Origin of the sequence: Niallia nealsonii (genome assembly GCF_002835805.1) — a bacterium.
GTDB classification, from domain to species: Bacteria; Bacillota; Bacilli; order Bacillales; family Cytobacillaceae; genus Niallia; species Niallia nealsonii.
This window is the reverse complement of sequence record NZ_PISE01000010.1, coordinates 1-11,899: the sequence shown is the minus strand read 5'-3', so window position 1 is coordinate 11,899 and position 11,899 is coordinate 1. Positions and strand designations below refer to the sequence as shown.

Genomic DNA, 11,899 nt, shown 5'->3' with positions numbered 1-11,899 from the left:
ACACGCTCCTTTTATTTAACTGCTTCATTTTCTCTTGCATCAAATTGCTTTACTTCAAATGAACTTTTAATAATGCGTCTTGCTTCAGATATATCCTTCACTTCTTCTAACGCCATTAATTGAGAGACGATATTGCCAATAGCAGTAGCTTCTATCGGACCAGCATATACAGATTTTTTTGTAGCATCGGCAATCAATTGATTCAGCATTTCATTTTGGCAGCCGCCGCCAATTATATTGATGCTAGGAAAAGGCTTCTCGAAGATTTCCTCAATTTCATCGATGGCTCCTTTATAGCTCGCAACTAAACTATCATAGACACATTTTGCCACTTCACCAGGAGTAGTTGGCATATTTTGATTTGTTTCTGCACAGTATTTTTGAATTTCTTCTATCATATTGTCTGGTTTTAAAAAACGATCATCATTCACATCAACGATTGCTTGGAAATCATTCGCTTCTTTTGCTAAATCAACGAACTCTGCAAATGAATATCGATTATCATAATTGCGTTTTACTTCTTGAATCATCCAAAGACCCATAATATTTTTTAAGAAGCGAAAACGATAATCTATTCCGCCTTCATTTGTAAAGTTATAATCCAATGCTTTTGTAATGCAGATTGGGAATCTATTCTCCACCCCAATCAACGACCATGTTCCTGAGCTTATATAAATAGTATCGTTTAATTCTGGAACAGCTATAACAGCAGATCCTGTATCATGAGTTGCCGGCATGACTACTTTCATATCAAATCCAAATTCATCTACTAGCTCTTCCTTTAAATTGCCTAATACGGTATTGGGCAATTTAATCTCTTGGAATATGCTTGCATTTATACCTAATGTCTCTAATAACTCTTTATCCCACTTTTTTGTAAATGCATTTAATAATTGTGTAGAGGAAGCATTTGTATATTCATTTGCTGCTTTGCCAGTTAATAAGTAATTAAAATAATCAGGAATCATTAAAAATGTTTTTGCTTTATCCAAAACTTCTGGATTATTCTTTTTAATAGCATAAAGCTGATAGATTGTATTAAACTTTTGAAATTGGATTCCTGTTTCTAAATATAATCTTTCTTTGCTGATTTTTTGGAAAACTTCTTCCATCACGCCATTGGTTCTATCATCACGATATGCAACTGCATCTGTCACCAATTCTCCGTGTTCATCTAATAAAACGAAATCAACTGCCCATGTATCAATGCCAATGCTTGCTGGCTTAATTCCTAAATCATTGCATTTTTTTATGCCTTTTTTTATTTCTGAAAATAATTTGTCGATATCCCAACAAAAATGCTGATCTTTTTTTACAATATTGTTGCTGAATCGGTGAATTTCTTCTAATTGCAAAGCATTATTTTCTAAAAAACCTAAAATAAGCCTGCCACTCGATGCGCCAATATCCACAGCCAGTGTATATTTCTTCATTTTCCACCTCTCCTTGGGGTATTAATGAAAACGTTTCCTTATTTTTATATTAAATGATGTAAACGTATAAAAAAATAACGTTATTTATCTTTTTTATTGTCCTTATTTTCCTGACAACCTAAAAAAATACACCTCTGATTGTTAATGGCATCTAACAATCAGAGGTGTATTTCAACCTTTATTTTGTTGCTTCTTCACAACGGTATTGCTTAGGAGTTACTATATACTTTTCTTTAAATAGACGATAAAAATAACTAATATTATCATAGCCAACTTCTTCTACAATAGTCCGAATCGGCAAGTCAGTTGTTTGCAAAAGCTCTTTTGCTTTTGCCAGTCTTTTTTCTTGCTGCAATTCTTTATACGTATATCCTGTTGCTTTTTTTATCTGTTTGCTTAAGGAAGAGCTTGTCTGTTTCAGCATTGCCCCCAATTCATTAAGGGTTCCAAATTGATAATTCTCATCAATATACTTTAATGATTCTACTATAATAAAATGTTGCAAAAGTGAATCTTCGTTACGCTTAATCTTATCCGTATTTTTCACTAGTTCAATAATTAATAGCCCCATATATAATTTAATGGTCGATTCAGTAAACGCAGAAGGATTAAGCTCTTCTACTAATATCTTGCTGATAATATTCTGTATCTCCTCTACATCTGATACGGTAAAATAAAGATAATGTCCATTTTGAGTGTTATTATATAAACTACTAATAAGGAAATCTGTAATAATATTTTCTCCATTTAAATAATGAAAAATATAGTCGAAAAAGTGGGGCTGAATAATAAAGTTGATAATAATATCATTTTCTCCGCATGCTGAAATTTCATGTTCAATATGCTGATTTAAAAATAATAGCTCCCCTTTTTTTAACGTCATGTTTTCATTTCCAACTCTTTGCTTCAATTCTCCATTTAAAACATAATTAATTTCAATATAATTATGTTTATGTTTTGGAAAATCAATAAATCTTGTATGTTTGCGGGCAGTTATCATTTTATTTTTATTTAGAAATTTCTCACTTTCAATGACAAAATTTGTTTGGCTTGTATAGATGTCTTTTCTTACTTCCTTGTTTTGTTCTACTATTGCCTTTTCTTCCTCTGTTAACTCCATTAACTGCTGCAAGAGTAAACTATTCATTAAACTTTCTCCAATCTCAATATTTTAGAGATTTATTGATTGCCCTCTATTCAGATTAACTCTCTTAAATAGAAAATATTTTCTCCCTTAGATAAAAAGGAAGGTTTCAAACATAACAGCTAATATCTGTATTCTAAGTCTTTATTAGTATAATATAGTTTTTAACAATTAGACTATGTTAAAGGCCTTTTTTACTTTTCGGTCTTTTTTATTTTCCTGTCATCAAACTTAATGTTTCATTTACTCCAACAGCATATTTCGTCACTTTTCCGTCCTTTATTTTTATCATAGTAGGCGTACCTGTAATCTCTATTTCCTCTACACTTGCAGGTGCTTCGTTTCCATATGCTGTATTATGTTTGGCAATAATTTGATTTGCTTCGGTAGTTTCTATACCCCAGGCTATTTCTTTATGATTAGTATACTCTTTTATATTCATACCTTTATTTAGCACCTCTTTGCCATTTTCTACTTTCCCAATCACCTTATCATATTTTTTGTGATGTCCTTCCCAGTCATACCAACTTTTTGCATTGGTGGATTCTCGCATATCAACAATAAAAATCGGAATATTTCCCGTCTTATCAAAAGATAGAACCTCTTCTTCTATTTGCTTGCAATAGGAGCAAGTCGACTGCCAAAAATAAACAATATATTCCTCTTCTCCTTTTTGAGAAAAAATGTTTTTAGCCTCAATTTTCTCTATATCATCAATTGAATTGGTTTTTTGAGAAGTTAACAGCCATATTCCTAAAAAACAAATAAAAATAATTGCAAGTAATATACTGATCATTATTATTGGCTTCTTCATGCACACTCTCCTTGTCATTATTTGATATAATATTATTTTATCGAAAAAGAGTTTGGAATTTTTTGTGCATTGTATGGACATTTCTCGGGAAATAGTGACATTTCACTTAAAAACAAGGCAGAAAATGCAGAAATATGAAGAAAGATTTTACTCTACTAAAAATTCCAATATTCATATTGCCCATGTTAAAATCAAATAAAGTGAAACTTCAATTGATGGTCTGTTCCATATTTGCCCCCTGATTGTTAGAGGAGGCCAAAAGGATGCAGGCCACGTAGATGCTATAAGTTTGTGTTCTTTTATATGGAGCTTTTTGGGGAAAATTTCTACCAACCTAGATTTCTCATGTCCTCTCCTAATCTTTTAGGCGAAGATTTTACTGCCCATCAAATAGAGATAAAGTGAAACTTCAATCAGTGGGGGTTTTTTTCATCCCCCCACTGATTGTTAGTTGAACCAATCAGGCTTTTACGGGCAAATTTCTGCCCACCTAGATTTCTCGTTTTCTCTTATAATCCCTTAGGTGGGGGTCAAAAGCCCCTTAATGCGTGATAAATAAATACAAGGAGATGAGTTTTTTGAGAAACAGCATTATTGACCGCTTTATTTCTTATGCAGTTGTTGATACGCAATCAAACGAAAACAGTGATTCCTGTCCTTCCACTCCTGGTCAGCTTACACTTGGAAATTTATTAGTAGAAGGACTGAAGGAAATTGGCATGGCAGATGTTACAATCGATGAATTCGGCTATGTAATGGCTACACTGCCGGCAAATACTGACAAAGAGCTGCCTACTATCGGCTTTTTAGCACATTTAGATACAGCTACTGATTTTACTGGCACAAATGTCCGCCCTCAATTGGTTGAAAACTATGACGGGAAAGACATTATATTAAATAGAGACTTACATATTGTACTTTCCCCAACAGAATTTCCAGAGCTGAAAAACTATATTGGACATACATTGCTGACAACAGATGGAACAACATTGCTTGGAGCGGATAATAAAGCGGGCATCGTCGAAATTATAACAGCGCTTATCTATCTTATTCAGCATCCAGAAATAAAGCATGGAAAAATACGTGTTGCTTTTACACCAGATGAAGAAATAGGCAGAGGGCCACATAAATTTGATGTAAAGGCATTTGGCGCAGATTTTGCCTATACAGTGGACGGAGGTCCTCTTGGCGAACTTCAATATGAAAGCTTTCATGCAGCAGCTGCTAAAATCACGGTTAAAGGCACAAACGTCCATCCTGGAACGGCGAAAGGAAAAATGGTCAATAGCATGAAAATTGCGATGGAAATTGAAAGCCAGCTACCAGAAAAGGAAGCACCTGAACATACAGAAGGCTATGAAGGTTTCTACCATCTATTATCCTTTAACGGGGATGTGGAACAGAGCAAATTGCATTATATTATCCGTGATTTTGATCGCGAAGGATTTGAAAATCGCAAAAAGACTCTGACTGTAATTATTGAAAAACTGAATGATAAATATGGCGAAAATACCGTTCATTTAGAATTAAACGATCAATACTATAATATGCGAGAGAAAATTGAACCTGTCAAAGAAATAGTCGACGTGGCCTACCAAGCAATGGAAAATCTAGGGATAAAACCAATTGTTCAGCCAATTCGCGGAGGTACAGATGGATCTCAATTATCATATATGGGACTGCCTACACCCAATATCTTTACAGGCGGCGAAAACTTCCATAGCAAATACGAATATATTTCCGTTAATAATATGCAAAAAGCAGTAGATGTATTGGTTGCCATTGTGCAATTATTTGAAAAAAAAGGCGCCAAATAGCAACTAACAGCCTAATATAAAATATTTTAATGCATTAAATACTTTAAATTTTTGTTCACTTTCTACTTAACTTATGGCAGGCTCTACTTATTCATTATTCTACTATTATGAAAGATAGATTTTGTACTTTCCCTAGTTTAGTATATAATAGTTTCCGTGCGTAAAATCCAGCTCGGAAAAAATGGATTGGCAGTTTATCGAGAAAAGGAGTTATATAATGAATACCATTTATAAAAAACAAGAAGACGTTATCCAAAATAGAGAACTTCATCATTATATTTTAGATGTATTTGGACTTCATTCCAAAAAGAAAAGAGTCCGCAAAAAACTATTTAAGCAAGTGTTGGAACAAGAAACTTTGCTAAATAAAGTAGTAAAAGATTTCCATCAAGAAGCAGATACAGAAGTGGCTGCTAACGAAGAGGCTAGCCCGATAGATTTTTCTGTTTTGCCTGTTACTACTTTATTAAAATTAGGAAAAGAGTTTTTTAAAGAAGAAGAAGCTATCCGTTTTTATTATAATAAAAACAAACCAGAACAGTACAAAAACAAAGAACTGCTTATCGCATGCATCTCCACTAGTTTCCAATCAAGTTCATCAGCTGTTCAAAAAGAGATTGTAAATCTATTATCCTAATTGTGATTGCCCTATCTTACTTTATTAAGATGGGGTTTTTTTACTGTATTTTCTCTTCTTCTAAAACAGAATGCTTATCTATATATTTTCTTGGTGTCTTATTTTCTATCTGCTATAATTTTAGATATGTACTTATAGTTCCTTTTTCAAAAGCAGCAACAAACATACATAAACTTGGAGGTTTCTTATGATGATTAAAATTGCTCCATCTATTCTCTCAGCAAATTTTGCAGCACTTGGAGAAGATATAAAAGATGTAGAACTTGGCGGCGCTGATTATATCCATGTAGATGTAATGGATGGTCATTTTGTGCCAAATATTACAATTGGCCCTTTAGTTGTAGATGCAATCCGTCCAATTACTAAATTGCCCCTCGATGTCCATTTAATGATTGAAAATCCCGATCAATATATTCCTGAATTCGCAAAAGCTGGTGCAGATATTATTACCGTTCATGTAGAAGCATGCCGGCATCTTCACCGTACTATTCAGCTAATAAAGGAACAAGGAATTAAAGCAGGTGTTGTTCTTAACCCAAGTACCCCTGTGGATACAATTAAACATATTATACAAGACATCGATATGGTTTTGTTAATGACCGTAAACCCTGGTTTTGGCGGGCAAGCCTTTATTTCAAGCGTGGTTCCAAAAATTACAGAAGTTCGAGAAATGGCAAATGAATGGAATCCAGAACTAGAAATTGAAGTAGATGGCGGAATAAATGAAGAAACAGCTAAAATATGTATAGAAGCAGGAGCTAATGTATTAGTAGCTGGATCGTTTATTTATGGAAGCTCTGATCGTGCGCAAGCAATTAAAGCAATACGAGGCTAATATTTATAAGTTAATGAACAAAACATTTGTTCATTAACTCTTTTCTTTATTACGCATTAACAGGCTTTTTCCCCACCTAAGGGAATAGAAAAGAAAATGAGAAATCTAGGTGAACAAAAACTTGCTGAGTAAAAGCCTGATTGAAGTTTCACTCTATAAAATTGCCGATATACACGTTTTAAACGCTTTTTTCACCATATAGAAAAAGCCTGCAAATCATTGCTGGCTTTTTCTTATTTGTTTATGTGTTTGAGTTATTGCATGGGACTGATGATTTAATAATCTGCTATTAATAAACGTCCTTCCACTCATCAATATTATCTGCATCAAATTTAAATGGATCTCCTAACATTACTTGTGTTCCTTCCCCATCTTCTACGATCTCTTGTTGACCCATATCGCCTGCTTCGAATTTATCTCCTACTTTTCCAGTGATGGTGCCTTCTACCAACGCATCTGCTGTATATCCTGCAGCATAGCCAACATCAATTGGATTCCATAAGAACATATATGGAGATACTCCATTTTTGATATAGCTTGCCATTTCACTTGGAAGACCAAGTCCTGTTAATTTTACTTTGCCTACTAAACCTTTATCTGTTAAAACTTTGCCCGCAGCAGCAATTCCAACAGTTGTCGGGGCAATGATCGCTTTTAAATTTGGATAAGATTTTAATAAAGCTTCTGTTTCAGATACACTTTTATCACGAAGGTCATCGCCATAAGCTACTTTTACTAGTTTTATGTCCTTATATTCTGGCTTTTCTAATTCTTTTTTCATATATTCAATCCATAAGTTTTGGTTAGCAGCTTGTGATGTTGCACTTAAAATCGCAATTTCTCCTTTTCCACCGATCATATCTGCAACAGCTTCAATCTGGCCCGCACCAATTCTTTCAGGGTTTGCTTGATTGACATGAACCATTCTGCTTTTTGCATTAACGGCTGAATCTACAGACACAACTTCAATTCCTTTATCCATAGCCTTGGATAATACAGGTTCAAGTGCATCAAAGTCATTTCCTGCTATGGTAATAGAATCAACATTTTGGGTAATCAGCTGTTCAATAATTTGAATTTGTCCTTCGGCAGTTGGCTGATCTGGAGAACGAAGGATCACTTCGCCGCCTTTTTCTGTGATTGCTTTCTCAAATCCTTCCATCATTTTTTCTCCATACGGATTTCCCGTATTTTTAAAGATCATTGCATGTTTTTTTGCACCTGATTTTCCTCCTTCTTTCTTTTCACTGCCGCCACTTGGACTTGTCGAAGCACTGCATGCAGCAAGATACACAATCATCATAATTGCTATAAATCCCCCTAGAAATCTTTTCATCTTCTCTTCTCCCCTCTAATGATCGTAATATATTTACAGACAATAAATTGTCGTGCAAAACAAATGAAATTAACTGCTTCCTTTTCTTTTTAATAAATTAGCTACCTTGACTTTGGGAACAGCCACCGCAAATATTAACAATAAGCCGATAATAATTAATAATGTTTGAGACGAAATATTGATCAGTCCTAGACCATACTGCAAATATCCTACAATAAAAACAGCTATAATTGTTCCAAGCATTCTTCCTTTTCCTCCAGCTGTACTAATGCCCCCAAGAGCCGCCATTGCAATAACATCCAATTCATAGCCTGTTGCAATATTAGGTCTTGTACTTCCCATACGTGAAGCTAAAAACAATGCTGTAATCGCTGCCATTAAACCAGTTAATGTAAAAACAATAATCTTAATTTTATCGATTTGCACACCAGAAAATTTACTTGCAGTTGGATTATTCCCAATTGCATACACTTGTCTTCCAAATGTTGTTCTATGCAGCAATAAAGTAAATACTATGGCAACTATTATAAAACCAATAAGAATAATAGGAATTCCATTTATATAACCCCATCCAAGCAGTTTAAACCATTCTGGAAAATTTCCTGAAGCCTGGTCTTCCAAAATAATATAAGCAATTCCTCTATATAAAATCATTGTTCCAAGTGTGATAATAACGGCGGAGAGTTCTTTAAATTTTACAATCAGCAGACCATTTAAAAAGCCGCATAAACAACCAACCAACAAGCAAATTACAATTGCCATTTCCATTGGAATGCCTAAACTATTATAAAGCGTTGCCATTACAACTGACGATAAAGCAACTGTTGATCCGACCGAAATATCGATATCCCGTAAAATCATGATAAGTGCCATTGGAAAAACAATATAGGCCTTATCTAAAAAAACCATCGTTCCATCTCTTAAGCTCGAACCACTTAAAAAGTATGGAGAGAGACTAGCATTAACCAATAGTACAATAGCTAAAATTATTACTAGCATCCATTCCCATTGAAGAAAAAAACTTTTGATAGAAAAGGGTTTGCTGCTGACTAGCTGACGTTTTATATATTCTTCCTTTACAACTGGTTTATGTTCCATGCTTTAAATTTTCCTCCTTAAAAGATTATTACGGTTCACACCTCTTTTTACGAGGGTATTTGTAATAACTGCAATTAAAATAATTGCTCCTTGGATTCCGCTTTGCCAAAACGGTGATACGTTTAATAATGGCAAGGCATTATTTAATAGCCCAATTAATACAGCCCCTAATATTACTCCAGCGATTTTCCCAGAGCCTCCTGCAATGCTGACTCCACCGAGAATACATGCTGCAATTACTGTCAATTCATAACCGCTCGCAGTGTCGCCTTGGGCAGACGCAAACTTAGAAACCCATAGAACACCTGAAAGTCCAGCAAGCCCGCCCATAATTGTATACACTAGCATCAATATCTTTGTTTCGTTGATGCCACTTACTTTTGCAGAATCTGGATTACTTCCCACCGCATAAATTTGCCGGCCTGTTCTTGTGTGATTGATAAAATAATAGAAAATAAGATAAATGATAATTGCAATAAAAATTAGTGTATTGATTCCTAAGATTTTTCCTGTAGCGATCCCAACAAAACTGTCTGGCATCTGATAGGAACTAATCCATTTCCCATCACTGACCATATATGTTACGCCTCGGAATATATTCATCATCGCTAAGGAAGCTATGATTGGAAGTATACCAATTTTCGAAACAAGAAAACCTGTTATCAGCCCGCATAAAATACCAATCGCAATACCTAGCAAAAGACTTACTAGTGGATGCAAATTTGGATTCGTACTAACAACTTGAGCAGATACCATGCCTGAGAGGGCAATAATAGCTCCTACCGATAAATCGATTCCTCTCGTAATTAAAACAATCATCATTCCCAGTGCTAAAATACTGAGTATTGCTGTATTTGTAATCATATCTGTTATATTTTCAGCGGTTAAAAAACTTGGATTTCTTAATTGAACAACAATTGCCAAAATGACAATAAACAGTAAGAGTCCTAATTCTCTAAATTTAGATATGACTGCTAAAAAGGGAGCTTTCTCCTTTTCTTGTTTTGTCTGAATAGATCGTTCTAACGTGTTTTCTGGCATCTTACTCACCTCTTTCTTTTCCTTTTAAACTGTTTTCTGTTTGTTATTGTCCATCATGGCTGCTTCTAAAATTGCTTCTTGTGTGGCGTTTTCTCTTGTTAATGTTTTAGTGACCCTTCCTTCCTTCATGACGACAATGCGATCACTTAAACCAAGAATTTCAGGCATTTCTGAAGATATCATAATAATTCCATATCCCTGTTCTGCTAAATCATTAATAATGGAATAAATAGCTGATTTTGCTCCTACATCTACTCCTTTTGTCGGTTCGTCAAGGATAATAACATCTAAATCAGATGCTAATAGCTTTGCAACAGCAACTTTTTGCTGATTCCCTCCTGATAAGGAACTAGCCAGATCAAAAATGCTTATTGCTTTTACATTCACCTTTTCAGCTAAATCTTTTGCAATAGCTGCTTCCTTCTTTTCACGAAGCCAACCTTTTTCAGCAATTTTTTTTATACTTGGCAATGTGATGTTTTTGCCGATTCCCCAATCAAGCACCAGCCCTTGAAGTTGACGGTCCTCTGGCAAATAGCCTATCCCGATATTCATTGCATCTAACGGACGCTTTAATCTTATTTTTTTCTCTTTAAAATAAACGGCTCCGTTGTCATATGGGTCAATTCCAAAGATTGTTTGACAAACTTCGCTGCGCCCTGAACCAACAAGTCCTGTAAGACCAAGTACTTCTCCTTTTCTGAGGGAAAACGATATATCTGCAAAGTAGCCGGTTTTCGATAAATTCTCTACACGAAGTATTTCCTCGCCAATGCAGCCCCTCTTCTCAGGAAAGACTTGTGTTATTTTTCTGCCAACCATTGCAACTATTAAGTCTTCGTTAGAAATATCTTTGACCGCCCATGATCCTATATACTTAGAATCACGGAATACAGTAACTTGACTTGCTAATCGATACATATCTTCAAAGCGATGCGAAATAAAAATAATAGATGCGCCGTTATCCCTTAAAGTTTCAGCTATTCTATATAATTCTTCACTTTCTCTTGCCGTTAATGCTGCAGTTGGCTCATCCATAATGATAATTTTCGCATTTGTAGAAATAGCCTTTGCAATTTCTACAATTTGCTGCTGTGCCACACTTAATGATCCCATCTCTTGTTTAGGATCAATTGTCGAACCTAAACTTTTTAAAATTTGTTCTGCCTCATTATGCATCTCTTTCCAACGGAGTCGCTTTGATTTAACCGTTACTTTCTCATGGCCCATAAAAATATTTTCTGTTACACTTAAATCCGGATAATTCGTAACATGCTGATAAATTGCAGCAATTCCTTTTGCTTTCGCTTCATTCGGATTCTTAAATTCAACTTTCTCGCCGTTTAAAAACATTTCTCCTTCATTTGGTGAATGAACCCCTGTAATTACTTTGATAAATGTTGATTTCCCAGCACCATTTTCTCCCATTAATGCATGAATTTCACCAGCTTTTAATTTAAAATGAACTTGATCAAGCGCCTTAACCCCAGGGAATATTTTTGTAATGCCTCTAAGTTCTAAAACGTATTCGGACAATAGCTTCTCCTCCTCTAAAAAGCACTGCACAATCATTCAGATTCCTATAATTGTATTCGCTTACATAAATAATAATAGATAGCTGAACAATCGAAAAGGTGAGGTTTTTCGGTTATAGTGGGTCAATTCTCGGTTCTCGTAATGCTCAAAACAACATAATCGTTTATCGAACTCTCTTCATAAAAAAATCTATCTCCCTTATAAGCAG

General features: G+C 34.7%; 10 protein-coding genes. 3 read left to right on the top strand and 7 right to left on the bottom strand.

Annotated features, from left to right (window positions below):
- Window positions 1-11: 11 nt before the first annotated feature.
- The 3 genes from rhaB to CWS01_RS04425 form a co-directional block, all read right to left on the bottom strand.
- Window positions 12-1,433, bottom strand: coding sequence for a rhamnulokinase (gene rhaB, locus CWS01_RS04435; RefSeq protein ID WP_101175843.1), 1,422 nt, complete (start codon window positions 1,431-1,433; stop codon window positions 12-14).
- A 178-nt stretch (window positions 1,434-1,611) separates the two neighbouring features.
- Complete coding sequence (locus CWS01_RS04430; RefSeq protein WP_101175842.1) at window positions 1,612-2,580, bottom strand: AraC family transcriptional regulator; 969 nt, start codon at window positions 2,578-2,580, stop codon at window positions 1,612-1,614.
- Between the two features lie 208 nt (window positions 2,581-2,788).
- Entirely contained in the window at window positions 2,789-3,391 is a 603-nt protein-coding gene (locus CWS01_RS04425) for a thioredoxin fold domain-containing protein (protein ID WP_101175841.1), read from the bottom strand.
- Between the two features lie 578 nt (window positions 3,392-3,969).
- Here CWS01_RS04425 and pepT point away from each other — a divergent pair.
- From pepT to rpe, 3 genes are all read left to right on the top strand, one after another.
- On the top strand, window positions 3,970-5,208 hold the full coding sequence (gene pepT, locus CWS01_RS04420; RefSeq protein WP_101175840.1) for a peptidase T: 1,239 nt from the start codon (window positions 3,970-3,972) through the stop codon (window positions 5,206-5,208).
- Window positions 5,209-5,425: 217 nt separating this feature from the next.
- The gene (locus CWS01_RS04415) at window positions 5,426-5,845 is read left to right on the top strand and encodes a hypothetical protein (protein ID WP_101175839.1); all 420 of its coding nucleotides are present in this window, start codon (window positions 5,426-5,428) and stop codon (window positions 5,843-5,845) included.
- A 190-nt stretch (window positions 5,846-6,035) separates the two neighbouring features.
- Complete coding sequence (gene rpe, locus CWS01_RS04410; RefSeq protein WP_101175916.1) at window positions 6,036-6,680, top strand: ribulose-phosphate 3-epimerase; 645 nt, start codon at window positions 6,036-6,038, stop codon at window positions 6,678-6,680.
- A 289-nt stretch (window positions 6,681-6,969) separates the two neighbouring features.
- Here rpe and rhaS read toward each other — a convergent pair whose 3' ends face one another.
- The 4 genes from rhaS to CWS01_RS04390 all read right to left on the bottom strand — a co-directional run bounded on the left by rhaS (window position 6,970) and on the right by CWS01_RS04390 (window position 11,691).
- Window positions 6,970-8,016, bottom strand: coding sequence for a rhamnose ABC transporter substrate-binding protein (rhaS, locus tag CWS01_RS04405; RefSeq protein WP_101175838.1), 1,047 nt, complete (start codon window positions 8,014-8,016; stop codon window positions 6,970-6,972).
- A 69-nt stretch (window positions 8,017-8,085) separates the two neighbouring features.
- Window positions 8,086-9,114 (bottom strand): ABC transporter permease, encoded by a 1,029-nt coding sequence (locus tag CWS01_RS04400; RefSeq protein ID WP_101175837.1) that lies wholly within the window; start codon window positions 9,112-9,114, stop codon window positions 8,086-8,088.
- Window positions 9,115-9,117: 3 nt separating this feature from the next.
- A complete protein-coding gene (locus CWS01_RS04395; RefSeq protein ID WP_101175836.1) occupies window positions 9,118-10,155 on the bottom strand; it encodes an ABC transporter permease in 1,038 nt (345 codons plus the stop codon).
- Window positions 10,156-10,179: 24 nt separating this feature from the next.
- Window positions 10,180-11,691 carry a sugar ABC transporter ATP-binding protein gene (locus CWS01_RS04390; RefSeq protein WP_101175835.1) on the bottom strand — a complete coding sequence of 504 codons (1,512 nt, stop codon included), beginning with the start codon at window positions 11,689-11,691 and terminating at the stop codon, window positions 10,180-10,182.
- Between the last annotated feature and the right edge of the window lie 208 nt (window positions 11,692-11,899).

Coding starts and splice junctions, on each gene's coding strand:
- rhaB (WP_101175843.1), bottom strand. CDS start 1,433: ATGAAGAAATATACACTGGCTGTGGATATTGGCGCATCGAGTGGCAGG.
- CWS01_RS04430 (WP_101175842.1), bottom strand. CDS start 2,580: ATGAATAGTTTACTCTTGCAGCAGTTAATGGAGTTAACAGAGGAAGAA.
- CWS01_RS04425 (WP_101175841.1), bottom strand. CDS start 3,391: ATGAAGAAGCCAATAATAATGATCAGTATATTACTTGCAATTATTTTT.
- CWS01_RS04415 (WP_101175839.1), top strand. CDS start 5,426: ATGAATACCATTTATAAAAAACAAGAAGACGTTATCCAAAATAGAGAA.
- rpe (WP_101175916.1), top strand. CDS start 6,036: ATGATTAAAATTGCTCCATCTATTCTCTCAGCAAATTTTGCAGCACTT.
- rhaS (WP_101175838.1), bottom strand. CDS start 8,016: ATGAAAAGATTTCTAGGGGGATTTATAGCAATTATGATGATTGTGTAT.
- CWS01_RS04400 (WP_101175837.1), bottom strand. CDS start 9,114: ATGGAACATAAACCAGTTGTAAAGGAAGAATATATAAAACGTCAGCTA.
- CWS01_RS04395 (WP_101175836.1), bottom strand. CDS start 10,155: ATGCCAGAAAACACGTTAGAACGATCTATTCAGACAAAACAAGAAAAG.